Raw genomic sequence first — 25185 nt, 5'->3', positions numbered from 1 at the left:
GGATCGGGTTCGGGGGGCGGATGCGCTGGTCAGAGGGGCGACGGGTCGCGGAGCCCGGCCCGGGGTCGGCGGCTCACGGGGTTGGGTGGCGGGAGTCGTAGCGGGCGAAGGAGGGGTAGCGGGCGGTGAGCAGGAGCATGACGGCGACGCAGGCGAGGCCGCCGCTCACCGCGGAGAACGTGGGCGAGGTGAGCTGGGCCACCGTGCCGGACTCGAAGTCGCCCAGGCGCGGACCGCCGGCCACGACGACCACGAAGACGCCCTGGAGCCGGCCCCGCATGTCGTCCGGGGCCGCCGCCTGCATGATCGTATTGCGGAAGATCATGCTGACGGTGTCCGCCGCGCCTGCGACCGCGAGGAGCAGCAGGCCCAGCCAGAGCCGGCCGGACAGCCCGAATCCGGCGATCGACAGCCCCCAGGCGAGTACCGCGCAGACGACCGCGAGGCCGTGGCGGTGCACCCGGCTGACCCAGCCGGAGAAGAGCGCGCCCAGCAGCGCGCCGACCGCCGGGGCGGCGGCAAGCAGGCCGACGGTGCGTGCGTCGCCGTGGAAGAGGAGTACTGCGAGGGCCGGGAAGAGCGCGCGCGGCATGCCGAAGACCATGGCCGCCAGGTCGGCCATGAAGCTCATCCGGAGGTTGGGACGGTCCTTCAGGAAGCGCAGCCCGTCCAGGACGGAGGCGCGGGGGCGGCTGCCCTGTCCCTTGCCCCCGCCGCCCCCGCTGCGCTCCGGGCGCATCGACGGCAGCCGCCACATCGCGTAGAGCGAGGCGCTGAACGCGAGCGCGTCGACCAGGTAGGCCGCCTGGTAGCTCCACACCCCGATCAGCAGGCCACCCAGCATCGGCCCGACCGTCAGCCCCAGGTTCATGCTCACGGTGGACAGCGCGTTCGCCGCCGGCAACTGCTCGGCCGGGACGAGCCTGGGCACCATGGACGCCCGCGCCGGTGCGTTCAGCGCGAAGCACACCGCCTGCAGCGCCACCACCAGGTACAGCACCCAGACCTGCCGCACGCCCAGGAAGGCCTGGACCGCCAGCGCCGTCGACAGCACCGCCAGCCCCGACGCGCCGTAGAGGCCGAGTCTGCGCCGGTCCATGGTGTCGGCGATCGCCCCGCCGTAGAGCCCGAAGGCGACCAGCGGCACCAGCGAGCAGAGCCCGACGAGCCCGGTCGCGAAGGGCGATCCCGTCAGCGCGTACACCTGGACCGAGATGGCCAGGGCGGTCATCTGCTGTCCGACGGAGGAGACGCTCTGGCCGAACCACAGCCGCCGGAAGTGGGCGCTGGTCCGGAGCGGGGTGACGTCCGCGAGCGCTGAACGTGCCAGGCGCCGCAGCCGCCCCGGGGGAAGATCCCGAGCGGCCTCAGCAATCGGGACGGCCCCGGCCGGGGCTATGGACTCGGTCGACGGGGGCTTCGCGGCGCTGCTGGTCTGTTCCTTGGGCACGTGTCATCTTCTCGCGGCCCCCATCTCCACCCCACCCCGCCCCAGGTCCGGGCTATTCCGCGATCCGCCGGAACAGCCCCTCCTGCATCACCGACACCACCAGCCGTCCCTGTCGGTCGAACAGTTGACCGCGCGCCAGCCCGCGTCCGCCGACCGCCACCGGCGACTCCTGCTGGTAGAGCAGCCAGTCGTCGGCCCGGAACGGCCGGTGGAACCACATCGCGTGGTCGAGCGAGGCCATGTCGAAGTGGCGCTTGCCCCACAGCGGCTCCACCGGGACCCGGACCGTGTCCAGCAGGGTGATGTCGCTGGCGTAGGTCACCGCGCACGCGTGCACCAGCGGATCGTCCGAGAGCCCGCCATTGGTCCGCAGCCAGACCGCGCTGCGCGGCTCGACGCCCTCCAGCTCCTCCTCGTTCCACCGCAGCCGCTCCACATAGCGGATGTCGAAGGGCTGGCGGCGGCTGATGAAGGGCGGCAGCTCGCCCAGCACCGCGCCGACCTCCTCCAGCGCGGTCGGCAGCGACTCCGGGTCGGGCACCGACGGCATGGCCAGCTGGTGCTCGAACGGCGACTCCTCGGGCACGTGGAAGTCGGCCGTCAGCGCGAAGATGGTGCGTCCCTGCTGGACGCCGAGCACCCGCCGGGTGGTGAACGAGCGGCCGTCCCTGATCCGGTCGACCTGGTAGACGATCGGCACCCCCGGAATCCCCGGCCGCAGGAAGTAGGCGTGCAGCGAGTGCACCGGACGGTCGGCCGCCACCGTGCGTCCCGCCGCGATCAGCGCCTGCCCGGCCACCTGGCCGCCGAAGACCCGTTGCAACGACTCCTCCGGGCTGCGCCCCCGGAAGATGTTGAGCTCGATCTGCTCCAGGTCCAGCAGATCGACCAGCTTGTCGACGGGGTTGCCCATGGGGTGTACGTCCTCTCGGTGCCCACGCACATGTACGTTCTCGTGCGCTCTCGCGCCATTCTCCCCTGTGCCCGCCGCACCGCTCACCCGCAGCCGGCACACAGCATGATCACTGCTCGGTCACTGTCCGCCCACTGCCGGCTCACCGGCGACCCGCGCACCCCGCCTCCCCTCGCCGCGAGCGTGCCCGGTATTGTGCGCGCCCCCCGTCCGGGTGATTCCGCCCAAGGAGGTGACGTACGCCATCTGCGCAGGTCACAAGCATAAGAATGTGGAATGAACACCTTCCGTTCCGGGCAGGAGCACCCATTTCGCATGCCATGATGCGGCCGTGCCTCTTGTCTCCCCTGTCAGCTCCACCGGTGCGGGTTCGCCCCAGCCGGACGGGGCCGGGACCCAGCCCGCCCAGGGCTCGTCCTCCTCCCGGTTCCGCACCGACTTCCGCATCCCCGGCTGGCTGGGATCCAGCGCCGGCACCCTGCACCGGCCCCCGGAGCAGGTCAACCGGATGCTCACGGTGCTCGCCTGCTCCAGCATGCTGATCGGCGCCAGGGACGTCTGGAACCGCACGATCATCAACCAGCAGGTCCACGCCCTGGCGGTGATCCTCTACTTCGGCGCAATCGTGGTGCTCGGCGTACTGGCGCTGTCGGTGCGCACCCGCCGCGCGATGATCCTGGTGGACTGCGCCGCGCTGCTGGTGGCCGCGATGGAGTGCCTCAACCGCTTCTTCACCGTCACCGCGGCCAAGCCGACCACGGGCCCTTCCAGCCATGTCTACTACGGCACCGACGAGGGCTCACTCGTCGACATGGCGGCCAGGACCCTGCTGCACGGCGGCCACATCTACGGCACCCAGTGGCCGCAGATCTTCTCGCTGTTCCATGTGGGCACCACCCCGCTGATGAACGGCGGAGCCGCGACCGGGCTGGACTACCCCCCGCTCGGGCCGGTCTTCACCGCCATCCCCATGTACCTGGGCCTCAGCCACCCCCCGGCCGGTCTCGCCGCCACCGCCATGCTGCTGCTGGCCTCCGTGGTGATGTTCCTGCTGCTGCCCGCGCCCTGGCGGTCGGTCTCCGTGATCGTCTGCTACGGATTCGGCTGGCTGCCCGCCTATGCCCAGATGGGCTACCCCGGGTGCATGGAACTCCCGTTCCTGATGATCACCGTCGCCTACTGGCAGCGGACCGGACGCGGCGGGAAGCTCGGCCGCTGGGGCGTGCTCCGGGCGGTCTGTCTGGGCATCGCCATCTGCCTGCACCAACTCACCTGGTTCCTGGCACCGTTCCTGGTGGTCGGCCTCTATCTGATCCGGCGCGGCGAGATGCCGGCCCGCGACGCCCTCCGACTGGTGGGCCGGTACGTCGGGATCGCCCTGGGCGTCGCCGCCCTGATCAACCTCCCGTTCATCATCCAGGGCCCCTACGCCTGGCTGCAGGGGGTGTTCACCCCGCTGTTCCAGAAGGCCATCCCCAGCGGCCAGGGCCTGGTCGGGATCTCGTACTACTTCCGCGACGGCAGCGGCAACATCCACCTCTACAGCGAGGCAGGACTGCTGCTGGGCATGGCCATGCTGGTGCTGCTGGTGATCTTCCCGCGCCGGCTCGGCCTCGCCGTCACCGTGATGCCCTGGCTGGTCTTCTACCTGTCGGCGCGCTCCCAGGAGGACTACTTCGACCTGACGGTGCCGCTGTGGGTGCTCGCCGCCGCGACCGTCAGCTCCACCGACTTCGACCGCGCCTGGCACCCGCGGCCGGCGCTGCTGCGGACCCGCACCGCCCGCGCGCTGCTGGTGCCGGTGCTGCTGCTGCCCGCCGCGGCCGCGCTGCTCGGCGCGATCCTGACGCCCCCTCCGCTGTCCATGACGGTCACCGCGGTCAGGTCAACGGACGGCCTGACCGGCATCCAGGCGCTGGCGGGCACGGTGAAGCAGCTGCGGGTCAGCGTGGACAACGTCACCGGGAGCACCCTCACCCCGCACTTCGCCACCAGCACCGGGGCCAACATCTCCGACTACTGGAAGGTGCTCTCCGGACCCGCCTCGCTGGCCCCGCACACCAAGGCGGTGTATCTGCTGGCCGCTCCGCACGGCGGCGTGGGCGGCCCGGGCGTACGCGGAAAGTTCCTGCTCCGGGCGGTCACGCCGCAGCCGATGAGCCTGTCGACCGCGCTGATCGGCGTCGGGCCGCCGCTGACGGCCAAGGCGTTGAAGCAGTTCACCTCGCAGAACCCCTGACCCCCCACCGGCCGTGACCCCCTGACGCCGGGTCACGGCCGGTAGGGCAGCGCCGGCACCTCGAAGCAGTCGGTGTCCATGTCCGGCACCTGGGTGACCCACCCGCCCCGCTCCCACCGCGCCACGTCGAGGCAGGCCCGCTGCGACCCGGTCGGCGGGGTGCGCTGCGGTGCGAACGAGGTGGGGACGAGCAGCCCGTGCGCCTGGTACGGCTGCGGCCGCTGCAGGTACCGGTCCAGGCAGCCGCGGTCGATCTGGGCCCCGCAGGACAGGGCCGCGTCGGCGAACCACTGCGCCGCGGCCCACCCCTCCAGCTCCCACTGCGACAACTGCCCCTCCCGGGAAGGGAAGTAGCGCTTCATCGCGGCACGGAACGCGGCCACGGCCGGGTACTGGACGTCCGCGTAGGAACGGCTGGTCGCCGTCGCCCAGAGCGCGTTCAGGCAGCCGGGCACGGCCTGGTAGTCGGCGCCGGCCTGAGCACCCCAGTTGAGCCCGGTCGTCACCTTCGCCGCGACGGTCACCCCGGCCGCCGCCATCGCCTGGCACAGCGCGACATTGCCCCGGGTGTCCATGGCGTCGAGCAGCAGCTGGCTTCCGTCGGCTTTCATCGCGGCGGCGACGGCGGCGAAGCCGGGCAGCGCGAAGTCCACGGTCTCGTTGAGCACGTGGTAGCCCTCCGCCTTGAGCCCCTGCGTCACCTGGGCGGCATACCGGGACGAGTCGGCCTGGTCGTAGTTGACGACGACGGCCCGGCTGAGGCCGATCTTCTGTTTGAAGTAGCGGTAGACCTCGGTGGTGAGGTACTCGGTGCCGTTCCAGCCGACGGCCCTGCCGTCGCGCGGCTCGGAACTCCCGTCGATCGAGTAGAGGTGCGGATAGCGGTCGTAGGCGGTGCCGATCGGCTCGCCGCCGATGTCCGGCACGCCCTGCGCGCTGACATAGGGGGCGCCCGCGTAGTCGAGTGCGCTGGTGGCGACGAGCGCGACCACATGGTCCTGGTCGACGAGCTTGTGGACGCAGCTCTGGTTGCCGCTGCCGGTGCCGCCGTCGTCGCAGGTCACCACGTTGACCTGGCGGCCGCCCCGCCCTCCCACGGCACCGAGCCCACCGGCCGCGTCCAGGGCGCGGAAGAACGCCTGGGCGCCGTAGAGCGGCCCGCTGAAGGTCCCGGTGCCGAGCAGGCTGGTGACGGAGGTGACGATGCCGACGGTGACCGGCGGTCCGGAGGCGGCCCCGGACCCGGTCACCCCCGGGCCACCGGTAGCTCCCGGCGCGACGAAGTCACGCTCCGGCAGCCGGCTCCCGCAGGCCGACAGGCACAGCGCGAGAGCGGCGGCGAACACCGCCGCCGCCCTCGTTCCCGCACGACGCCGACTCACACGACGCCGCCCCGCAGAACGCACCCCCGCCCCCGGCACGGCCGCGGCGCCGCTCAGGGGCAACCCGGTACCGCCGCGCCGCCGCTGTTCAGCTTGACCAGTCCGCACAGGGTCGCGTCCGCGATCTTCCAGACCCCACCCTGCTGCACCGCCTTGCCCGCCGAGTTCGGCAGCACCGGCTGCCCGCTCTCGCACAGGGTGAAGGTCACATCGGCCGCGGCGGCGCTGGTGAACGCCACCTTCTGCACGCTCACCGCGGCCTGCGCCGCCAACGGGTTGCTGGCGAAGCCGGCCACCACCGGGGCGAAGGTCGTCCCGTTCTGCAGCAGTCCGAGCTTGGTGGCCGAGGGCGTGGCCGGGTCGAAGAACTTCTGGTATGCGGTGGCGACCTGAGTGCCGGCCGCCGCGGTGTCGGCGGGACCGCTGCCGCTGACTGCCGGGGTGGTGGTGGCCGCGCACGCCCCGGTCGCGGTGCCGCCGCTCGGGGCCGCGCTGCTGGACGAGGCGCTCGTGGCGCTGGGCGCCGCTGCGGTGGTGGCCGCGCCCGTGGTGACGGACGCGCCGGGTGAAGCCGTGCCGCCTCCGCTGCTGCTGCAGGCGCCGGCGAGGAGCAGGACCGCAGCGGCGACGCCGACGCGTGGAGCGAACCTCTGAAGGCCTGTGGAACCGTCGATCATGGAACCCTCACCGTCCGACTGAGTATCCGATCTGACTACGCGTCAGCTATCTTCCACGCTAGCGGTTACGGCGCATGATGGTCCTGCTGCTGCACGCAGTCGGCGAAATCGATGAGGGAACGTGACCGTCCATCCGGCCGTCCCTCAAGCCCACATGGGGGGACGATGCCAGAACCGCGGGAACCCGTACCGGAACCGCAGCGAACTGCGAGGACCGCCCTGCAGGCACTGCGGACCCACATCGGCTGGGTCTGCTGTGCGGGCGGCGCGCTGCTCTGCGCCCTCGGCTGGTACGGCGTGTCCGGCGAACGCTACACCGCGCGGCAGATCCCCTATCTGGCCTCCGCGACGGCCCCCGGAGCCGCCCTGATCATCGGCGGCACGGTGCTGCTCGCCGCCCGCCGCCGCGACCTGCCGGCCTCACCCGAACAGCAGCGCGACCAGGAGCAGATGCAGCGTCAACTGGCAGTGCTGTACCAGCTTCTGACGGACGCCGTGGAGACCGCCGAAACCCCCTCCCCAGGGGAGGACGCCGCCAGGGCCGGGGCCGACAGCTCCGCCGCCCTCCTCCTCGCCGTCCCCGGCGGCCGGACCTACCACCGGACCGGCTGCCTGCTGGTCCAGGGCCGTCAGGACCCGGAGCGGCTGCTCGACGGCGCCGCTTCCGAACGCGGGCTGCGCCCCTGCCCGTTGTGCGACCCGCCGGAGGTGTGAGCGCACGATGGCCGCTCCGCTCGCACTCCAACTCGCCGTGGCCGGACTCTCCGTGGGCAGCGCGGCCGCGATCACCGGCATCGGCCTGGTCGTCTGCCACCGCGCCACCGGCGTGCTCAACCTGGCCCAGGGCGCCGTCGCCATGGCCACCGCGTTCGCGCTGCGCCAGTGCGTGGTGGTGTGGCACTGGCCGCGGACGCTCGCGGTGGCCTGCTGCGTCCTGCTGCTGGCGCCCGGACTGGGCTACCTGATGGACCTGCTGGTGTTCCGCCGGCTGCAACGACGCCACGCGGGCACCGCCGAGACCTTGGTCGCCGGGCTCGGCGTGTTCGTCCTGCTCGTCGGCGCCGCCGCGCTGCTCTGGGGCACCACGCCCCATCCGGACGCGCCGGTGGTCGTCCCCGCCACGCCGCTGGTCGCCCCCGGCGGACTGCTGATCACCCTGGACACGGCGGTGGAGCTCGGTCTGGTGGTCCTGCTGGCGGTCGCCGTCGGCGCGTTGAGCCGCTGGACCGCGTTCGGGACGGCTCTGCGCGCCGTGGTGGACAACCGGCGGCTGGCCGAGCTCTCCGGCATCGACGCCGATGCGGTGGCGTCCACCGGCTGGGCCTTCGGCGCCTTCACCGCCGGCCTGACCGGAGTCCTGCTGGCGCCGGCCCTGCGCCTGGACCCGTACGGGCTGCCGCTGCTGGTGATGGAGACCCTGGCGGTGGCGGTGGCCGCCGGACTGCGCAGCCTGCCGCTGGCGATCGGCGCAGCACTGCTGCTCGGCATCGGCCAGAGCGAACTGACGATGCTTCACTTCTCGGGTACGGCACAACCCCTGCTCCAGGCCCTGAGTTCGGGACTGTTCGTCGTCGCCCTGCTCGCGGTGGCGCTGCTCCCCGGCCGCCTCGCGTCCGGGCTCAGCGCGCTCCCGCCGGCTCCGGCCGTCGCCGCGGTCGCCTCCGCCGCCGCCGCCGGAGTGGCCCGGGGCCTGCGGCTCGGACGGCGCTGGGCCGCCGGGCTGCTGCTGCTCGTGCCGCTGGCCCTGCGCGGCGGTGACGTTCGCTCGCTGCTGCCCGGTCCCGGGCTGGCCCTGGTCCTGGTCTCGATCGTCGTCGTCACCGGCTACGGCGGGCAGATCTCGCTCGGCCAGGCCGGATACGCGGGCCTCGGCGCCCTGCTCACCGGAGCGCTGGCGGGCGGCGCCGTCCCCGGGCTCCCCGCGTTGCCGGCACCCGTCGCACTGCTGCTGGCCACCGCGGTGGCTGCGCCCTTCGGCCTGCTCGTCGGCTGGCCGGCCATCCGGCGCCGGGGCCTGGCCCTGGCGCTGACCACCTTCGCAGTCGGTACGGCCATGAGTCGATTTGTCTTCCAACAGCCCCTTCTCACCAGCGGGCTGCGCCTGGACCGCACCGGCGCCTGGGCCGACGACCGGCTCTTCTACGCCATCGAACTCGCCGTCCTCGGCGTCGCCCTGCTGGCCGTGCGCGCCCTGCGCCGAGGAGCGACCGGCCGGGCGCTCGGAGCCATGCGCGACCACGAGCCCGCCGCCTGCGCCTCCGGCGTCGACGTCCCCCGGCTGAAGCTGCTGGCCTTCACCGCGGGAGCGGCCCTGGCGGCGCTCGGCGGAGGACTGCTGGGGCTCGGCGCCCAGGCTTTTGACCCCAACGCCTTCGACCCGGTGCTCGGCCTGCTCTGGTTCGCCGCCGCGGTCGCCTTCGGCGCGGACAGCGCCTCGGCGGCCGTCCTGGGAGCCATGGTGCTCACCGCGCTGGACGCCTCCACCACCGCGGGGGTGTCGGCCGCCGCGATCGGTCTGCTGGCGCTGCTGCGCGGACGGCTCGCCGGGGCCGCGCCGCTCGCTCCGCTCGCAGCGCTGACGGCGGACGAGGAGCAGCCGTCCGCCCCGGAAGTACGGCTCAGTTCGTTCGGTGAACAGCTGGTCAAGCGGCTCAAAGGAGTCCCCCGGTGAACCCGGCCCCGCGCCTGTCCGCCTGCGGCCTGGTCCGCCGATTCGGCGGGGTGACCGCCCTGGACCAGGTCTCGCTCGACCTGCCGCCCGGCCGGATCACCGCCCTGACCGGCCACAACGGAGCCGGGAAGAGCACCCTGTTCCGCTGTCTCAGCGGTGCCGACCGCCCCGACAGCGGCCAGGTGCTGCTGGAAGGACGCGACATCACCCACCTCCCCGAGTACACCCGCGCCCGGCTCGGCCTGGCCAGGACGTTTCAGCAGATCGCCGTCTTCCCCGGCCTGAGCGTCGCCGACAATCTGCGCGTCGGCGCCGAGCAGGCGGGCCGCCGGGGAGGGCTGGAAGCCGACTTCGCGGTCGCCCGCACCCTGCGGCTGCTCAGGCTGGAGCACCTCGCCGACCGGCACGCCTCCGGCCTGCCCACCGACACCCTGCGGCTGGTCGAGCTGGGCCGCGCGCTCAGCGCCGAACCGGGCGTCCTGCTGCTGGACGAGCCGGGGGCCGGCCTGGACCGGGCCGAGTCCGAGCGGCTGGCCGAGCTGCTCACCGCGCTGGCGGCGGACGGCCTGGCGGTCCTCCTGGTGGAGCACGACCGCGAGCTGGTCGACCGGATCGCCGACCGGGTCCTCACCATGTCCGCCGGGCGGATCTTCCCAGCGCCTTCGAACGGGGCGGCCGATGACGCTTGAGATCGCACTCCTCGGCGCCCGGGTCCGCTACGGCCCGCTGGAAGCCCTGCACGGGATCGACCTGCCGGTCCCCGACGGCCGGCTGACCGTCCTGCTCGGCCGCAACGGCGCCGGACGCAGCACCGCGCTGCACGCCCTCGCCGGCGCGACCCCGCTCGCAGCCGGCCGGGTGCGCTGGTACGGGGGCGCGTCCGGCGGGGCGGGCGCAGCCGTCGACATCACCGCGCTGGGCGCCTACGCGCGCGCCCGCCTGGGCCTGACCCTGGTGCCCGCCGAAGGAGCGGTGTTCCCGTCGCTCACCGTCGACGACCATCTCTCCCGGCTTTCGGCGCGGGGGCGTGCCGCGGCGCTCGACCTCTTCCCCGAGCTGGGCCGGCTGCTCCCCCGCAGCGCGGGCACCCTCTCCGGCGGGGAGCAGCAGATGCTGGCGCTGGGCGCGGCGCTGGCCCGCCCGTACCGGCTGCTGATGCTGGACGAACCTGGGCGGGGGCTGGCCCCGGCCGTCCTGGAACGTCTGCACTCCGCGCTCGCCTCGGCGGTCGCGTCCGGCCGCACCGTCGTCCTCGCCGAGCAGTCGCTGCCGGTGGCGGCGACGGCGGCGGTCGACCTGGTGCATGTGCTGCACCGGGGCTCGGTCGTCTTCTCCGGCGAACCGGGGGAACCGGGACTGGCCGGGATCACCGCAACCGCAGCACCGTCCCCGCGTTCAGCCGGTTCGGATCGGGGCCGATGACGCTGCGGTTGAGCTGGTACAGCGCGGGCCAGCCGCCTGCGACACCGTAGCGGGTGGCGATCCCCGCCAGGCTGTCACCGGCCTTGACGGTGTATCGGGCGGGACCGGGCTTGGGCGCGGGGGTGGGAGTGGGGGTGGGCGTCGGCCCGGGCTTCGGCGTCAGCGTCGGCCCCGGCGTTGGCTTGGGTTGCGGCCCGGGCTTAAGCGTCGGCTTCGGCGTCGGCGTTGGCCTAGGCGTCTGCGTTGGCTTAGGCGTCGGTTTAGGTGTCGGTTTCGGTGTCGGCCTGGGCTTAGGCGTCGGCCGGGGCGTCGGCACAGGCACGGGGCTCGGCCCCGGTGTGGGCTTCAGCAGCCCCAACTCCCGGGCGCACGAGGGCCATGCCTCCCAGCCCTGCCAGCTGAGGATCTTCTCGGCCACCCGGATCTGCTGCCGCTTGGTCGCCTGGTCCGGCCGGGCCGCATAGGCCCGGCCGCCGGCCTCGCGCCAGGTCTCCAGCGAGATCTGCACACCGCCGTAGTAGCCGTTCCCGGTGTTGATGTGCCAGTTCCCGCTGCTCTCGCAGGCGGCGAGCGAATCCCAGACGGCTGTGGTCACCCGTGCCGGCGCAGGCCCGATCGCCGCGCCGCTCCCGTCCGGTCTGGGCAGCGCCCAGAGCAGCAGCGTCGCGGTCGCCACCGTCAGCACCTGTCTGCGTATGCCCACGGCGGATGACGCTACGTCCGATCAACACACCATCTGATGACCCAACAGCTCGGCGCGCCGTAGCCTCACCCGGTCGGCGGCAGGAGACGCCGAAGGCGTGGCACCCCGTGCGGGGGCCACGCCGTTCGGTTCGAGCAGGGGCTGACGTCAGCCGATGGTCAGCGTCTGGCCCACGAGGATCAGGTTCGGGTTGGAACCCACGGTGCTCTTGTTCTCCTGGTACAGCTTCTGCCAGGAGGTGCCGTTCGCAGCGGCGATGGAGCTCAGGGTGTCACCGGACTTGACGGTGTAGGACGCGCCCGAGGCAACGGAGCCGGTGGAGGCGCTGCTGCTCGTGGTGGACGAGGAGGCGCTGTCCGAGGAGCTGGTGCTCGCGCTGCTGCCGGTCGAGCTGCTGGAGCTGCTGGACGAGCTCGCGGCAGACGAGTTGCTGCTGCTGGACGAGGTGTCCACCGAGGCGGCCGCGCCGCCCTGGGTGAGACCGGCCTGCGGGCCGCAGACGGGCCAGGCGCCGGGACCCTGCGAGGCCAGGACCTTCTCGGCCACGGCGATCTGCTGGCCCTCGGTGGCCTGGTCGGCCGAGGAGGCGTACGCGGTACCGCCGTAGGCGGCCCAGGTGGAGGCGGAGAACTGCAGGCCACCGTAGTAGCCGTTGCCGGTGTTGATGCTCCAGTTACCGGTGCTCTCGCACTGCGCGACCGCTTCCCAGGTGGAAGTGGAGGCGGCAGAGGCGCTGGTGGCAGTAACCAGACCGGCCACGGGGGCGGCGACGACCACACCGGCAAGTACGGCGGCCCGGAGGCGGCTCTTCTTGCGGCCACCCTCGGTCTCGGTGGCGGTGGTGCGGGCAGCGTCGGTCTCGCGGCGGAAGATCATGAAGTCCCTCTCGACAGCCCCGGCCGCGTCCACGGGCAGCGCTTTGCAAGCGCTGCTGCGTCCATGGACCCGGTTCTGCGGGACGGCCGGCGACACGGGGTGTCCTCCTGGCCGTCCCGGCGCCTGCCACTCGCCGCCGACCTGTCCTTGCGGCGGCGGGCGCGCTTCCACGGGGTGAGCCGAGAAGGCGAACAGAGGCGGGCGAACCCGGGTGGTGCTCGTTGCACCGGAGTCCGAACGTAGGCAACTCCTGCCGAGCATCCAAATAATTTGGTTTAAATGCAGGTCAACCGGGCGTTACCGGAAGTATCGATCATCGAAAGCCAGGCGATTGGCGTCGATTGGGTAGATATGCGCAAGATCGACAAAGTATTCCGTGGGGTGCGCCACACAGCCGACCGAGTGAACTGACCCACATTGTCGACCGAGGGTCACCGCTGACCTGCAGGGAGTGAAATTTCGACCGGCCGTTCCCGTGCCCGAGCACCCTCAACCGTGACCTGGCGCACACCCGGTCCGTTTGTCATCACGGCTGGGGCAGCACCGCGCCGCCCCCGTGACCCAAGGAGTGTTCGTGCCGCGTTTGATCGACGTCAGCGACGAGGTCCGTGCCGAAATCGGCGACGACGAGGCGGACCGCCTGCTCACCGGAGTCACCGCCCCGGACCGATACGACTGCACCTCATGCCGGGCTCCGGGCGATGTCACGGTGGAGCCGACGGCGACCGTGCTCTTCGTCGGCGAGGAGACCGCCGTCCTCGCCTTCGCCCATTCCCGCTGCATCCCCTCCCAGGTGGTACCGGTCGCCGAGGAGCAGTTGCTCGGCGCGGTCCGCAGCATCGGCCAGGCGGCCGGCGGCGCGGCCCCCGGGACGCCCGGACAGTCCCCGTACCCCTACCCGGCAGAGTTCCAGCCGGCGTTCCAGCCGGAGTTCCAGAGCGAGTTCCAGCCCCCGTACCCGACCGCGGCACAGGCGCAGCAGCCCCAGGCCGCCGCGCCCCTCCCGACCGGCGTCCCCGCGCCCCGGCAGCAGGACGCCGCCGTCCTCGGCGTCACCTGCGGGCTGGTCCTCAGCCAGGAGGGCCCGTACGCCGGGGTCCCCCGGGCCGCGCTGGTGGTGGAGCCCACCGGACCGGTCGGCCGTCCCGGCGACGAGTCGGGTGTGGACCATTTCGCCGAGATGCTGCTCGACCACGGCTTCGGACCCGTCGCCGACGTCGAGCGGGGACCGGTGTCGCTGCCGGGCTGGTCGGTGCTGATGGCGATGGGACAGCTGCACGCGATCCTGCAGCCGGCCCCCCAGGGCGGCGGCACCATCGCCTGGTGGCAGGCGCATGTGCCGCTCCAGGTCACCGAGGCCTGGCGGACCGCGGCCACCCAGCAGGGCGAGGTGCTGATGTACGCGGCCCCGGCCGGGAGCGTGGGCCGGCAGCCCCGGGAGGACCTGCTGCGGCAGGCGATGGACGAGGCGGCCCGGCGCGGACTGCTGATCGGCGCCGTGCTGCCGCTGGCCGGGACCTGAGCCCCGCTGGTCCAGCTGTCGGCCGCCGCCCCGCATCCCACGGGGCGTCCGGTCGTTGGCCATGACGTGCAGACTTCTCGCTCCTTCCCTCCGCCGCGCTGGGCCACCGGCCATGTGCCGCCGAGCGCCCCGCTGATGCCCTCCCCGCGTTCGCACGAGGCCGAACCGGCCTCCAGCACGCCCATCTACGACGCGCTGTACTCGGAGTTCCGGCGGCTCTTCCGGGCCCTGCCGGGGGACCGCTCCGGGGAGGAGGAGCTGCGTTTCACCGGCTTCGGCCACTACTACGCGGGCAGCCACGAGTACGCGACGCAGGGCGGGATGGGCCGCCACCGCAGCTACCTCTCGCTGCCGCCGGGCCGCGGCTGACAGGACCGCGCCTGACCGGACCGCCGGCTGACCGGACCTGAATGCGAAGGGGCCCCGTGCGGCAAGCGCACAGGGCCCCTCGGTGACATCCCTACTTCTTGCGCCCGCGCTTCTCGCGCACCCGCACGCTGATCGAGATCGGCGTGCCGACGAAGCCGAACTCCTCACGCAGCCGGCGCTCGACGAAGCGCCGGTAGCCGGCCTCGATGAAGCCCGAGGCGAAGAGCACGAACCGCGGCGGCTTGGCGCCGGCCTGGGTGCCGAACAGGATGCGGGGCTGCTTGCCCCCGCGCACCGGGTGCGGATGCGCGGCGACGAGCTCGCCCAGGAAGGCGTTGAGCCGCGCCGTGGGGATCCGGGTCTCCCAGCCCTCCAGCGCCGTCTCGATGGCCGGGACCAGCTTCTCCATGTGCCGACCGGTCAGTGCGGAGACGTTCACCCGGGGCGCCCACTGGACCTGGACCAGGTCCTGCTCGATCTCCCGCTCCAGGTAGTAGCGGCGCTCCTCGTCGAGCTGGTCCCACTTGTTGTAGGCGACGACGACCGCGCGGCCCGACTCCACGGCCATCGAGATGATCCGGGTGTCCTGCTCGGCCAGGGTCTCGCTGGCGTCGATGAGGACGACCGCGACCTCGGCCTTCTCCAGCGCGGCCGAGGTGCGCAGCGAGGCGTAGAAGTCGGCGCCGGCCGTCTGGTGCACCCGGCGGCGGATACCGGCGGTGTCGATGAACTTCCAGGTCTTGCCGCCGAGTTCGATCAGCTCGTCGACCGGGTCGCGGGTGGTGCCGGCCACCTCGTTGACGACGACCCGGTCCTCCTTGGCGACTTTGTTCAGCAGGCTGGACTTGCCCACGTTGGGCCGGCCGATCAGCGCGACCCGGCGCGGGCCGCCGAGCGGCTCGCCGCCGAAGGTCTGCTCCGGCGCGGGCGGCAGCTTGTCCAGGATGGCGTCCAGCAGGTCGCCGGAGCCGCGGCCGTGCAGCGCCGAGACCGCGTACGGCTCGCCGAGGCCGAGCGACCACAGCATCGCGGCGTCGGCCTCGCCGGAGAGCCCGTCCACCTTGTTGGCGCACAGCACCACCGGCTTGCCGGACCGGCGGATCAGCTTGACCAGCGCCTCGTCGGTGTCGGTCGCGCCGACGGTGGCGTCCACCACGAACAGCACCGCGTCGGAGTTCTCGATCCCCAGCTCGGCCTGCGCGGCGACCATCGCGTCCAGGCCGAAGACGTCGATCTCCCAGCCGCCGGTGTCGACCAGCCGGAAGCGGCGGCCGTTCCAGGTCGCCTCGTAGTGGACCCGGTCCCGGGTGACGCCCGGCTTGTCCTCGACGACCGCCTCGCGGCGGCCGATGATGCGGTTGACCAGGGTCGACTTGCCGACGTTGGGGCGGCCGACGACGGCCAGCACCGGCAGCGGGCCGGCCTGTGCCAGGTCGCCGATCTCCTCGGCGTCGAAGCCCTCTTCTGCGGCGAGTGCCATGAACTCGGCGTAGTCCGCCGGATCCAGCTCGCCGTTGCCGGCGTTGCTGCCGACGATCTCGTTGCTCATGGTGCGGTGCCAACTCTCGTTCGTCAGACGCCCGGGAGGGGCGCGCAGTACTTCGGGACGGTGCGGGGCCGGGCCGGGCGGGGGCTAGGCCTGGACGGTTCGGGCGCGCTGGGCCACCAGACCCAAGATGTGGCTGATGACCTCTTCGGGGTCCATCTCGCTGGTGTCGACCTCGATCGCGTCGTCGGCCTTGGCCAGCGGCGAGGTGGCCCGCCCGGAGTCGGCGGCGTCGCGGCGCTCGATGTCCGCGAGGATCTCCGCCACACCGGCCGGGTCGGCCACCCCCAGCTGCGCGGCCCTGCGGGTGGCGCGGGTGGTGGCGGAGGCGGTGAGGAAGACCTTGAGGTCCGCCGCGGGGAAGACCACGGTGCCCATGTCGCGGCCCTCGGCGACGATCCCGCGCGGGGCGGCGGCGGCCGAGCCGCGCTGCAGGTCGACCAGCCGGGTGCGCACCTCGGGGACGGCCGAGACGGCCGAGACCGCGGCGGTGACCTCGGGGCCGCGGATCGGCCCGGAGACGTCCACCCCGTCGACGGTGATCGTCGGCCCGTCGGCGTCCGTGCCGGAGAGGATCACCGGCTTGGCCGAGGCGTTCGCCACCGCCTCGGCGTCGTCGACGTCCACGCCGTTCTGCAGCAGCCAGTAGGTCATCGCCCGGTACATCGCGCCGGTGTCGAGGAAGCTGAGGCCGAGCCGGCCGGCGATCTCGCGGGAGACGGTGGACTTACCGGTGCCGGCCGGGCCGTCGAGGACGACGATCACCGGGGCGCCCGAACGGTCGGCGCCGCTCGGCGCAGTGTGGTGGGCCACGGTGAAAGGTCCTCATTCTTCTCGATGCCGCCGGGGGTCTCCCTCAAGGTTACCGGTCCGCGCGCACCTGCCAGCCCCGCTCCTGCAGCGCCTCGGTCAACCTGCTCACCGCGGAGGGCGCGACCATCAGCTGCACCAGCCCGACCTGCCGTCCGGTGGAGTGCTCGATCAGCACGTCCTCGATGTTGACCCCGACCCGCCCGGCCTCGGCGAACAGTCGCGCCAGCTCGCCCGGCTGGTCGCCGATCGCGACGACGACCGTCTCGTACCGGGTGGGCGGCGCGCCGTGCTTGCCCGGGATCCGGGCCCGCCCCGCGTTGCCCCGGCGCAGCACGTCCTCGACGGCGCTCGCGCCCTCCTCACGCTTGGCCTCGTCCGAGGCCTGCAGCGCCCGCAGCCCGGCGACCGCTCCGCCGAGGTCGGCAGCCAGCTCCTCCAGGATGTCGGCGACCATCCCGGCGTTGGCGCTGAGGATCTCCACCCACATCAGCGGATTGGATCCGGCGATCCGGGTGGTGTCCCTGATCCCGGGGCCGGCGAGCCGGACGGCGTTCTCCTCGGCGTGCTCCAGCCGCGCCGCCACCAGGCTGGCCAGCAGCTGCGGGGTGTGCGAGACCAGGGCGACGGCGCGGTCGTGCGCGGCGGCGTCCATCACCACCGGGACGGCCCCGCACAGCGCCACCAGCTCCAGCGCCGCGTTGAGGGTGTCGGTGTCGGTCTCCGGGGTCGGGGTCAGCACCCAGGTCCGGCCCTCGAACAGATCGGCCCGCGCGGCCAGCGGCCCGGTCCGCTCGGCCCCGGCCATCGGGTGGCTGCCGATGTAGTGGACGGTGTCGCAGCCCAGCGCGGCGATGTCCCGGCGCGGGCCCGCCTTCACACTGGCGACGTCGGTGTACCAACGGGCCAGATTCTGCCGCTGGCAGTCGGCCAGCACCGGGGCGATCATCGCCGGCGGCACCGCGATGATCGCCAGGTCCACCGGCCCGTCCGGCTCCTCCACCGTCCCCGCCCCCAGCGACGCCGCGGTACGGGCGGCATCGGGGTCGGCGTCCCGCAGGTGCACCGTTATCCCGCGGGCGCTCAGCGCGAGCGCGGCGGAGGTACCGATCAGTCCGGTGCCGATCACGGCGGCGGTGCGCATGGCGGGGTACGTCCTCGGGTCGTGGAAAAGGTGAGGCCCATGATTCCGCATGGCCGGGCCACCCAGCGACTCCGTTCCGGCGCGTGCGGCCCGGGTCGGAGGCGCAGACCGACCCAGGCCGCCGGGCCGAGGGGACACAACAGGACGGTACGGGCGCTCCCGGCGCAGTGCCCCGGCACCACGTCCTGCGCGGTCAGCCTAGTACGGCCGCCCGGCACCCCGTGCTCACAGCAGGCGCAGCTCACGTGATGTCAGATTGAGGCGCTCGCCCCCGGTCTCCGTGCAGACCGCGATGTCCTCGATCCGGGCGCCGTGCAACCCCGGGAGGTAGATGCCGGGTTCGACGGAGAAGGTCATCCCCGGCTCCAGCGGCCGGGCCGAGCCGGAGACGATGTAGGGCTCCTCGTGGGTCTCCAGGCCGATTCCGTGGCCGGTGCGGTGGATGAACCGCTCCCCGTACCCGGCTTCGGCGATGATCTCCCGGCCCACCGCGTCCAACCGCTCTGCGGTGATCCCGGGACGGATCGACTCGCACTGCGCGGTCTGCGCCGCCAGCAGCACTTCGAAGGCCCGGAGGTAGTCCGCGGGCGCCTGGCCGACGCAGTAGTTGCGGGTCGAGTCGGAGCAGTAGCCCGACGGCATGGTGCCGCCGATGTCGACCACCACCGGCTCCCCGGCCCGGATCACCCGGTCGGACAGCTCATGGTGCGGGCTGGCGCCGTTCGGTCCCGAGGCGACGATCACGAAGTCGACCGTCTCGTGGCCGGCCGCGATGATGGCGTCGGCGATGTCCCTGCCGACCTCGCGCTCGGTCCGTCCGGGGCGCAGCCAGTCCCCCACCGCCCGGTGTACCGCGTCGATCGCCGCACCCGCCGCCCGCAGCGCCCGGATCTCGGCGTCGGACTTCCGCATCCGCAGCGCCCCGAGCACCTCACCGGCCAGCGCCTGCTCCGCGCCGGGCAGCGCGGCCCGGAGAGCCAGGACCTTCTCGGCCCACATGTGGTTGTCGACGCCGACCTTGCGCGAAGACCCGCCGATCCGCTTCGCGATCCGCTCATAGGGGTCCTCGGTCTCGCGCCAGCCGACGATCTCCAGGTCCAGGGCCCCGGCCGGCGAGGCCTCGGCGGCGGGCTGCTCCAGCAGCGGCACGACCAGGAACGGCTCCCCGCTCGCCGGCGCCACCAGGCAGGTCAGCCGTTCCAGCGGCAGTGCCTGGTACCCGGTCAGATACCGCAGGTCGGGTCCGGGCGAGACCAGTAGGGCGTCCAGACCGGCCTCGGCGGCGGCCTTCTGCGCGCGGACGATCCTGTCAACGGGGTAAAGCTCAGCGTCATGGGCCATGCGGCCCAGTCCACCATGCGGTCGAGTCCACTGCCAGTCTGCGCAAGGGGTGATCCGGAGCGCCAGGGATCGGGTAGAAAGAGGAGATGATTCTGCACCTGACGACGCTCGACGGCTGGCTGGCGCACCCCGACCGCCCCTACGCCACGGCCTCGCTGGCGTTGGAGGGCTTCATCCACTGCTCGCCCGACGAGAAGTCGGTGCTGGCGGTGGCCAACGACCGCTTCGCCCGAACCCAGGGACCGCTGATGGTCCTGTTGATCGACGAGGACGCCCTGGACGCCCCCGTCCGCTGGGAGGCCGCTTCCCCCGCGCCGCCGCCCGGCACCCCGGGCGCCACGCTCTTCCCCCACATCTACGGTACGGTGAACCGCTCGGCGGTGGCCGGGATGCTGGAGGTCGAACGCGACGCCACGGGGCGCTGGGCGACCCTCGCCGCCTGGAGTTAGGCCGCTTCGGGTTCGAAGATGTGGATCGCCTCCGTCTCCCGCCCATAGAGGACGACGCGGGCCGGCGGCAGCTTCCCCTCCCGTACGAAGTGGGCGTGGATCTCGGCGAAGGCCCCGGAGAGCCCCGTCACCATCTCGGCGCTCGGCGGAGCGGTGGGAAGCCAGTGCACGGACAACTGCCACCGGCGACCGGTGTCGTTGTCGCGCGGCGCCGTCGGCTCGGCCTCCAGACCCACCGCGTCCAGGATGTTCAGCAGTGCGTTCATGTCGGCTCCGTCGATGCGGACGAAGTTCTCTTCCACCAAGATCTCTGCCATGCCCGCTGCATACCCGTTGCCCAGATGGCGAATCCGCTTGCGGATTGATGGCTCGTCACATGTGCACGGCGGCCGGCGCATCCGGGTCCACCGAGATCCGGCCGCGGCGGTAGAGCGCTCCGGTGAGGACCAGGCCGACCACGAAGAACCCGGCCGACCACCAGTAGGCGGTGCTGTAGCTGTGCAGTTGGGCCTGGGCCAGCACGGCCGGGCTCGCGGTCTTCCCCACCATGTAGCTGGTGGCGGCGCTGGAGGCCAGGGTGTTGAGCAGTGCGGTGCCGATGGAGCCGCCGATCTGCTGCATGGTGTTGACGGTCGCCGAGGCGACGCCCGCGTCCGCCGGGTCGATCCGGTCGGTGGCCAGGCTCATCGCCGGGGGCATCACCAGGCCGATGCCCAACCCGGTGATCACCAGCGCCGGGAGCACCGCGGTGACGTAGCCGCTGTTCATGCCGAGGCCGGTGAGCAGCACCATGCCGGCGGCCGCCAGGCCCATGCCCAGCGGGACCACCGGCTTGGGGCCGATCCTGGGGATCAGCACATTGGTCGCGATCTGCGCGGTGACGATCAGCGCGCCGATCATCGGCAGGAACGCCAGACCGGTGCTGACCGGGGTGTAGTGCCGGGAGACCTGGAGGTAGTAGGTCAGGAACAGGAACACGCCGAACATGCCCGCGCCGGAGATGCCGACGGCCAGGAACGAGGCGCCGCGGTTGCGGTCGAACAGGACCCGTAGCGGCAGCAGCGGGTGCTGGGCGCGCGTCTGCCACCAGCCGAACGCGGCGATCAGCAGCCCGCCCGCGACCAGGAAGCCCCAGGTCATCGGGGAGGACCAGTGGTGCGTCTCGGCGTTGGAGAAGCCGTAGACCAGGCCGAAGAGGCCGGCGGTGACCAGCAGCGTGCCGGGGATGTCCAGCTTGGGGCGGTCGGCCGGGGCGCCGGGCTTGAGCAGGATCAGGCCGCCGACGAGGGCGAGCACCGCGAAGAACAGGTTGATGTAGAGGGTCCAGCGCCAGCTGAGGTGCTCGGTGAGGAGCCCGCCGAGCAGCAGTCCCAGTCCGCCGCCGGCCCCGGCGATGGCTCCGTAGATCCCGAACGCCTTGGCGCGCTCCCGTGCGTCGGTGAAGGTGGTGTTGAGCAGGGAGAGGGCGGCGGGTGCGAGCAGGGCGCCGAACATGCCCTGCAGGGCCCGTCCGATGACCAGGACCTCGAAGTTGCCGGCCGCACCGGCCAGGGCCGAGGCGACGGCGAAGCCGACCACCCCGACCAGGAACACGGTCTTCCGGCCGATCAGGTCGGCCAGGCGTCCGCCGATCAGCAGCAGGCTGCCGAAGGCCAGCGAGTAGGCGGTGATGACCCACTGCCGGTCGCTGTCGTTGAAGCCCAGCGCGTGCTGGGCCGAGGGCAGCGCGATGTTCATGACGGTCGCGTCGAGCACGACCATCAGCTGGGCGAGGGCGATGACAGCCAGCACCCACCAGCGGTGCGTGGAGGCCGATCCCACGCGGGACGGGGTGTCGGTGCGGGTGCCGACGGAGGTCTGGGTCATGGTCTCTCTCCGAACGAAACGGTTTCGTACTCGACACCACCATAGAATGCGGCTTATCGAAACTCAAGCGTTTCGATAAGCCGCAGGTGTGACTCAGACGACACCGAGCGCGGGCAGGACCACCGCGTCGACATAACGGGACAGGTACTCGCCGTCGGCGAACTTGCCCTCCAGGAACTTCCGGGCGATCACCGCCCCCAGCACCATGTGGGCGAAGAACTCCACGGCCGCGGCGTCGGCCGCGATCTCCCCCCGGTCCACCGCCCGCCGGACCATGGCGTCCAGCTTCGCCCGCTCCGGGTCGATCAGCATCTCCTGCAGGGCGGCGGCCAGGTCCGGGTTGCTGCTCACGGCATGGCCGATGGCGCCCATGAACGAGGTGTCGTGCTCGGCCGCGTCGCCGACCTCGTCGGCCAGCCGGTGCAGGTCGCCGCGCAGACTGCCGGTGTCCACGTCCAGGGTCTTCACCGGCCGGTTGTGCCGCATGGCGGCGGCCACCAGCTGCGGCTTGCCCTGCCACTGCCGGTACAGGGTGGCCTTGCTGGACCGGCTGCGGGCCGCGACGGCGTCCATGGTCATGGCCTCGTAGCCGACCTCGCGCACCAGCTCGATCACGGCCTGGTAGAGCTCGGCCTCCCGCTCACTGCTGAGCCGGGAACGGCGCACCGTCGCGGTCATCCCTACTCCCCGATCCCTACAGTCCGATCCCTACAGCCCGACGGCCTTCATCAGCTGGCCGACCTCGGGGTTGGTGAGGCGGCGCAGCCAACCGGACTTCTGGTCGCCCAGGGCGATCGGGCCGAACTGCACCCGGACCAGCTTCTCGACCGGGTAGCCGGCCTCGGCCAGCAGCCGGCGCACGATGTGCTTGCGGCCCTCGTGCAGGCTCACCTCGACCAGGTAGTTCTTGCCGACGTTCTGGACCACCTTGAAGCTGTCGGCGCGGGCCCAGCCGTCCTCCAGCTCGACGCCCTTGGCCAGCTGCTTGCCCAGGTCGCGCGGGATCGGGCCCTGGATCGCGGCCAGATAGGTCTTGGTGACGCCGTACTTGGGGTGGGTCAGCCGGTGCGCCAGCTCGCCGTGGTTGGTGAGCAGGATGATGCCCTCGGTCTCGGTGTCCAGCCGGCCCACGTGGAACAGCCGGGTCTCCCGGTTGTTCACGTAGTCGCCCAGGCACTGGCGGCCGTCGGGGTCCTCCATGGTGGCCACCACGCCGGCCGGCTTGTTGAGCGCGAAGAACAGGTACGACTGGGTGGCGACGGTCAGGCCGTCCACCTTGATCTCGTCATGGGCGGCGTCGACCCGCTTGCCCTGCTCACGCACCCGCTCGCCGTTGACCTCGACGCGGCCCTGCTCGATCAGCTCCTCGCAGGCGCGACGGCTGCCCATGCCGGCCCTCGCCAGCACCTTCTGCAGCCGCTCGCCCTCGGGCTCGCCGTGCGTCTTCGGCAGCTTCACGGCCGGCTTGTCGTGCCGGGCCCGCACCGCGTCCTCGACCTTGGCCTGCAGCTCGCGCGAGCGCACCGGCTTGGCCGGGCCGCGCTTGGCGCCCGCGCCGCCGCCCAGACCGCCGGGGCGGATCTGGCCGACCGAACGGCCCGCGCCGGGCGCCTTGGCGCCGTACTCGGGACGGTCGTAGGAGCGCTGCTCGGGACGCGGCGACTCCTTCTCCCAGCCGCTGCCGCTGCGGCGCTTGCCGGCGTTGGTGGAGCCGCCGCGCTGTCCGCCACGGCCGCCGCCGGCACCGCGCGGGGTGCCGCCCCCACTGCGGCCGCCGCCACCGCCGCCACTGCTGTTCCTACCGTTGTTGTTACTACCGCTACGCATCAAGAAGTCCGTTGTCGAATCCGTCGTCGGGGCCGCGTCCCAGGGCGGGTGTCACTGCCTGTCACCTGCTCGTGGCGACCGCCTCGGCGATCGCTGAGCCCTCCTGCGAGTCCGCTTCCACGTCGTCGGCCTCAGGCAGGAAGGGGGCCAGCTCCGGCAGCTCGTCAAGGCCGCGCAGCCCCATCCGTTCCAAAAATGTTTGCGTCGTCCGGTACAGGATGGCTCCTGTTTCCGGTTCGGACCCGGTCTCCTCGACCAGACCCCTCTGCACAAGGGTACGCATGACGCCGTCACAGTTCACACCACGAACGGCGGACACCCGCGATCTGGACACCGGCTGACGGTAGGCGATGACCGCCAGGGTCTCCAGCGCGGCCTGCGTCAACCGGGCGTGCTGGCCGTCCAGGACGAAGCGGTCGACCGCCGGTGAGCACTCCGCACGGCTGTAGTAGCGCCAGCCCCCGGCCACGAAGCGCAGCTCGAAACCGCGCCCCTGCTCGGTGTACTCGGCGGCCAGCTCCCGCAGCGCGCGCTCGACGACCCGCTTGGGCCGCTCCAGCACCTCGGCGAGATGGGCGCTGGTCGTAGGCTCGACGACCACCATCAGGATCGCCTCCAGGGCCGGCTTCAGGTCCACCGCGGACGCGCCCGGGTCGGGCAGCGGCAACGGCTGGGGATCGGGCAGCGGCGGAGCGGGCGGCAGCGGTGGGGCCGGCGGCGACGGCAGCGGATCCGGGACCGGCTCGGGCCCGGGCACCGGAGGCTCCGGGACCGGCCTGGGGATCGGGTCGGGCTCCGGGGCCGGCCTCGGAAAGGGCTCGGGGACGGGATCGGGGACGGGATCGGGCTGGACCGGCTCCGGTTCGACCCAGGTCTCGTCCTCGATCCAGGCGTTCTCCAGGTACTCCCCGGGGCGCGGCCGGCCGGGCATCCCCAGCTGCCGCCGTCCACCGGGCCGGCTTCCGTCGTCGCTGCCGCTCATCGCTTGTCGCCTTCCTCGGTCCCGGAGCCCTCGGTGTCGAACTCCTCGCTCACCTCGATCTGGGCCCCTTCCTCCCCGATCCACTGCACCAGCAGTTCCCCCAGCGCCTCCGGCTGGTCGAACAGCAGCACCCGCTCGCGGTAGAGCTCCAGCAGCGCCAGGAACCTGGCCACCACCGTCAGCACGTCCGGGGCGTCCTCGGTCAGGGTGCGGAAGCTGGCCTGCCCCAGCTGCTGCAGCCGCTCCAGCAGCAGCGCGGCCTGCTCGCGCACGCTCACCTTCGGCGTGTGGATGTGGTCGACGTAGACCACCGGCTTGGGCTTGGGCTCCATCGCCCTCACGGCCAGCCGGGCGAAGGCCTCGGGGGTGAGGCTGATGACCACCTCGGGCAGCAGCGCGGCATGGTGCGGCTCCAGCCCGGCGGTCCGCGGGCGGCGCTTCTGCTCCTCCGCCCAGCGCTGCTCGAACAGCGCGGCGATCTGCTTGTAGGCCCGGTACTGGAGCAGCCGCGCGAACAGCAGGTCACGCGCCTCCAGCAGGGCCAGGTCCTCCTCGTCCTCCAGCTCGGCCACCGGGAGCAGCCGCGCCGCCTTGAGGTCCAGCAGGGTCGCCGCGACCACCAGGAACTCGCTGGCCAGGTCCAGGTCCCAGTCCGGGCCCATGGCCCTGATGTGGGCGATGAAGTCGTCGGTGACCTGGGACAGTGAGACCTCGGTGACGTCCAGCTTGTGCTTGGCGATCAGGCTGAGCAGCAGGTCGAACGGGCCCTCGAAGTTGTCGAGGTGCACCAGGAACCCGCCGGACGGCTCCGCCTCCACCTCGGGAGGCGCGTCGGGGGGTACGGGGACGGCTGGTGCGCTCACCCGGCTCAGCGTAGAGCCCCGCGCGGGCTGTGCGTGGCTGGGCGCGCAGTTCCCCGCGCCCCTGGGGGGTGCAACTTGCCCACCGCGGTTCAGTTGCAGCTACTTAGGGGCGCGGGGAACTGCGCGACAAGCC

General features: G+C 72.5%; 25 protein-coding genes. 9 read left to right on the top strand and 16 right to left on the bottom strand.

Annotated elements, in window-relative coordinates; all coding sequences use genetic code 11:
- Positions 1-73: 73 nt before the first annotated feature.
- Both ABH941_RS31775 and ABH941_RS31770 read right to left on the bottom strand, forming a co-directional pair.
- The gene (locus ABH941_RS31775; RefSeq protein ID WP_370133031.1) at positions 74-1450 is read right to left on the bottom strand and encodes an MFS transporter; all 1377 of its coding nucleotides are present in this window, start codon (positions 1448-1450) and stop codon (positions 74-76) included.
- 52 nt (positions 1451-1502) lie between these two features.
- The gene (locus tag ABH941_RS31770; protein WP_370133030.1) at positions 1503-2363 is read right to left on the bottom strand and encodes an acyl-CoA thioesterase; all 861 of its coding nucleotides are present in this window, start codon (positions 2361-2363) and stop codon (positions 1503-1505) included.
- A gap of 331 nt (positions 2364-2694) precedes the next feature.
- Here ABH941_RS31770 and ABH941_RS31765 point away from each other — a divergent pair, with 331 nt between their 5' ends.
- Positions 2695-4602, top strand: a complete 1908-nt coding sequence (locus tag ABH941_RS31765; RefSeq protein ID WP_370133029.1) for a hypothetical protein — start codon at positions 2695-2697, stop codon at positions 4600-4602.
- Between the two features lie 32 nt (positions 4603-4634).
- Here the strand turns inward: ABH941_RS31765 and ABH941_RS31760 are convergent, their stop codons facing one another.
- Together ABH941_RS31760 and ABH941_RS31755 are read right to left on the bottom strand one after the other, a co-directional pair.
- A complete protein-coding gene (locus ABH941_RS31760; RefSeq protein WP_370133028.1) occupies positions 4635-5984 on the bottom strand; it encodes an ABC transporter substrate-binding protein in 1350 nt (449 codons plus the stop codon).
- 53 nt (positions 5985-6037) lie between these two features.
- Positions 6038-6661 (bottom strand): hypothetical protein, encoded by a 624-nt coding sequence (locus tag ABH941_RS31755; protein WP_370133027.1) that lies wholly within the window; start codon positions 6659-6661, stop codon positions 6038-6040.
- Positions 6662-6826: 165 nt separating this feature from the next.
- Between ABH941_RS31755 and ABH941_RS31750 the strand changes: the two genes are divergently transcribed.
- The 4 genes from ABH941_RS31750 to ABH941_RS31735 are packed head-to-tail and all read left to right on the top strand — an operon-like array spanning position 6827 to position 10754.
- Positions 6827-7375: a hypothetical protein gene (locus ABH941_RS31750; protein WP_370133026.1), complete on the top strand. Its 549-nt coding sequence runs from the start codon at positions 6827-6829 to the stop codon at positions 7373-7375.
- A gap of 7 nt (positions 7376-7382) precedes the next feature.
- Entirely contained in the window at positions 7383-9332 is a 1950-nt protein-coding gene (locus ABH941_RS31745) for a hypothetical protein (RefSeq protein ID WP_370133025.1), read from the top strand.
- Entirely contained in the window at positions 9329-10021 is a 693-nt protein-coding gene (locus ABH941_RS31740) for an ABC transporter ATP-binding protein (RefSeq protein WP_370133024.1), read from the top strand. The genes ABH941_RS31745 and ABH941_RS31740 overlap by 4 nt, the downstream gene beginning before the upstream one ends.
- On the top strand, positions 10011-10754 hold the full coding sequence (locus ABH941_RS31735; RefSeq protein ID WP_370133023.1) for an ABC transporter ATP-binding protein: 744 nt from the start codon (positions 10011-10013) through the stop codon (positions 10752-10754). Before ABH941_RS31740 ends, ABH941_RS31735 begins: the two co-directional genes overlap by 11 nt.
- Here ABH941_RS31735 and ABH941_RS31730 read toward each other — a convergent pair.
- Together ABH941_RS31730 and ABH941_RS31725 are read right to left on the bottom strand one after the other, a co-directional pair.
- Positions 10699-11457 carry a transglycosylase family protein gene (locus ABH941_RS31730; RefSeq protein ID WP_370133022.1) on the bottom strand — a complete coding sequence of 253 codons (759 nt, stop codon included), beginning with the start codon at positions 11455-11457 and terminating at the stop codon, positions 10699-10701. The two genes, ABH941_RS31735 and ABH941_RS31730, sit on opposite strands and share 56 nt — an antisense overlap.
- A 147-nt stretch (positions 11458-11604) precedes the next feature.
- Positions 11605-12333 (bottom strand): transglycosylase family protein, encoded by a 729-nt coding sequence (locus ABH941_RS31725; protein ID WP_370133154.1) that lies wholly within the window; start codon positions 12331-12333, stop codon positions 11605-11607.
- Between the two features lie 279 nt (positions 12334-12612).
- Here ABH941_RS31725 and ABH941_RS31720 point away from each other — a divergent pair, with 279 nt between their 5' ends.
- From ABH941_RS31720 to ABH941_RS31710, 3 genes are all read left to right on the top strand, one after another.
- A complete protein-coding gene (locus tag ABH941_RS31720; protein WP_370133021.1) occupies positions 12613-12744 on the top strand; it encodes a hypothetical protein in 132 nt (43 codons plus the stop codon).
- Positions 12745-12907: 163 nt separating this feature from the next.
- The gene (locus ABH941_RS31715; RefSeq protein ID WP_370133019.1) at positions 12908-13855 is read left to right on the top strand and encodes a hypothetical protein; all 948 of its coding nucleotides are present in this window, start codon (positions 12908-12910) and stop codon (positions 13853-13855) included.
- Positions 13856-13921: 66 nt separating this feature from the next.
- Positions 13922-14224, top strand: a complete 303-nt coding sequence (locus tag ABH941_RS31710) for a hypothetical protein (protein WP_370133018.1) — start codon at positions 13922-13924, stop codon at positions 14222-14224.
- Between the two features lie 91 nt (positions 14225-14315).
- Here the strand turns inward: ABH941_RS31710 and der are convergent, their stop codons facing one another.
- The 4 genes from der to ABH941_RS31690 all read right to left on the bottom strand — a co-directional run bounded on the left by der (position 14316) and on the right by ABH941_RS31690 (position 19065).
- The gene (gene der / locus ABH941_RS31705) at positions 14316-15773 is read right to left on the bottom strand and encodes a ribosome biogenesis GTPase Der (RefSeq protein WP_133999269.1); all 1458 of its coding nucleotides are present in this window, start codon (positions 15771-15773) and stop codon (positions 14316-14318) included.
- An 84-nt stretch (positions 15774-15857) separates the two neighbouring features.
- The gene (cmk, locus tag ABH941_RS31700) at positions 15858-16583 is read right to left on the bottom strand and encodes a (d)CMP kinase (RefSeq protein ID WP_370133017.1); all 726 of its coding nucleotides are present in this window, start codon (positions 16581-16583) and stop codon (positions 15858-15860) included.
- 49 nt (positions 16584-16632) lie between these two features.
- Positions 16633-17724 (bottom strand): prephenate dehydrogenase, encoded by a 1092-nt coding sequence (locus tag ABH941_RS31695; protein ID WP_370133016.1) that lies wholly within the window; start codon positions 17722-17724, stop codon positions 16633-16635.
- A 225-nt stretch (positions 17725-17949) separates the two neighbouring features.
- Positions 17950-19065: a M24 family metallopeptidase gene (locus ABH941_RS31690; protein WP_370133015.1), complete on the bottom strand. Its 1116-nt coding sequence runs from the start codon at positions 19063-19065 to the stop codon at positions 17950-17952.
- A gap of 86 nt (positions 19066-19151) precedes the next feature.
- Between ABH941_RS31690 and ABH941_RS31685 the strand changes: the two genes are divergently transcribed.
- Entirely contained in the window at positions 19152-19514 is a 363-nt protein-coding gene (locus tag ABH941_RS31685; RefSeq protein WP_370133014.1) for a DUF952 domain-containing protein, read from the top strand.
- Here the strand turns inward: ABH941_RS31685 and ABH941_RS31680 are convergent.
- From ABH941_RS31680 to ABH941_RS31655, 6 genes are all read right to left on the bottom strand, one after another.
- Positions 19511-19831 carry a hypothetical protein gene (locus tag ABH941_RS31680; RefSeq protein ID WP_370133013.1) on the bottom strand — a complete coding sequence of 107 codons (321 nt, stop codon included), beginning with the start codon at positions 19829-19831 and terminating at the stop codon, positions 19511-19513. The genes ABH941_RS31685 and ABH941_RS31680 overlap by 4 nt on opposite strands.
- Positions 19832-19886: 55 nt before the next feature.
- A complete protein-coding gene (locus ABH941_RS31675) occupies positions 19887-21380 on the bottom strand; it encodes an MFS transporter (protein WP_370133012.1) in 1494 nt (497 codons plus the stop codon).
- 93 nt (positions 21381-21473) lie between these two features.
- Positions 21474-22058, bottom strand: a complete 585-nt coding sequence (locus ABH941_RS31670; RefSeq protein ID WP_133999287.1) for a TetR/AcrR family transcriptional regulator — start codon at positions 22056-22058, stop codon at positions 21474-21476.
- Positions 22059-22088: 30 nt separating this feature from the next.
- Positions 22089-23207, bottom strand: a complete 1119-nt coding sequence (locus ABH941_RS31665) for a pseudouridine synthase (protein WP_370133011.1) — start codon at positions 23205-23207, stop codon at positions 22089-22091.
- Between the two features lie 61 nt (positions 23208-23268).
- Positions 23269-23811, bottom strand: a complete 543-nt coding sequence (gene scpB / locus ABH941_RS31660) for an SMC-Scp complex subunit ScpB (RefSeq protein ID WP_370133153.1) — start codon at positions 23809-23811, stop codon at positions 23269-23271.
- Between the two features lie 374 nt (positions 23812-24185).
- Positions 24186-25151, bottom strand: a complete 966-nt coding sequence (locus ABH941_RS31655; protein ID WP_370133152.1) for a ScpA family protein — start codon at positions 25149-25151, stop codon at positions 24186-24188.
- Positions 25152-25185 lie beyond the last annotated feature (34 nt).

The sequence above is a fragment of the Streptacidiphilus sp. EB103A genome, from assembly GCF_041261405.1.
GTDB lineage: Bacteria > Actinomycetota > Actinomycetes > Streptomycetales > Streptomycetaceae > Streptacidiphilus.
This window is presented reverse-complemented; position numbering and strand designations above follow the sequence as displayed.

Coding starts and splice junctions, on each gene's coding strand:
- ABH941_RS31770 (WP_370133030.1), bottom strand. CDS start 2,363: ATGGGCAACCCCGTCGACAAGCTGGTCGATCTGCTGGACCTGGAGCAG.
- ABH941_RS31755 (WP_370133027.1), bottom strand. CDS start 6,661: ATGATCGACGGTTCCACAGGCCTTCAGAGGTTCGCTCCACGCGTCGGC.
- ABH941_RS31750 (WP_370133026.1), top strand. CDS start 6,827: ATGCCAGAACCGCGGGAACCCGTACCGGAACCGCAGCGAACTGCGAGG.
- ABH941_RS31745 (WP_370133025.1), top strand. CDS start 7,383: ATGGCCGCTCCGCTCGCACTCCAACTCGCCGTGGCCGGACTCTCCGTG.
- ABH941_RS31735 (WP_370133023.1), top strand. CDS start 10,011: ATGACGCTTGAGATCGCACTCCTCGGCGCCCGGGTCCGCTACGGCCCG.
- ABH941_RS31725 (WP_370133154.1), bottom strand. CDS start 12,333: ATGATCTTCCGCCGCGAGACCGACGCTGCCCGCACCACCGCCACCGAG.
- ABH941_RS31720 (WP_370133021.1), top strand. CDS start 12,613: ATGCAGGTCAACCGGGCGTTACCGGAAGTATCGATCATCGAAAGCCAG.
- der (WP_133999269.1), bottom strand. CDS start 15,773: ATGAGCAACGAGATCGTCGGCAGCAACGCCGGCAACGGCGAGCTGGAT.
- ABH941_RS31695 (WP_370133016.1), bottom strand. CDS start 17,724: ATGCGCACCGCCGCCGTGATCGGCACCGGACTGATCGGTACCTCCGCC.
- ABH941_RS31690 (WP_370133015.1), bottom strand. CDS start 19,065: ATGGCCCATGACGCTGAGCTTTACCCCGTTGACAGGATCGTCCGCGCG.
- ABH941_RS31685 (WP_370133014.1), top strand. CDS start 19,152: ATGATTCTGCACCTGACGACGCTCGACGGCTGGCTGGCGCACCCCGAC.
- ABH941_RS31680 (WP_370133013.1), bottom strand. CDS start 19,831: ATGGCAGAGATCTTGGTGGAAGAGAACTTCGTCCGCATCGACGGAGCC.
- ABH941_RS31675 (WP_370133012.1), bottom strand. CDS start 21,380: ATGACCCAGACCTCCGTCGGCACCCGCACCGACACCCCGTCCCGCGTG.
- ABH941_RS31670 (WP_133999287.1), bottom strand. CDS start 22,058: ATGACCGCGACGGTGCGCCGTTCCCGGCTCAGCAGTGAGCGGGAGGCC.
- ABH941_RS31665 (WP_370133011.1), bottom strand. CDS start 23,207: ATGCGTAGCGGTAGTAACAACAACGGTAGGAACAGCAGTGGCGGCGGT.
- scpB (WP_370133153.1), bottom strand. CDS start 23,811: ATGGTGGTCGTCGAGCCTACGACCAGCGCCCATCTCGCCGAGGTGCTG.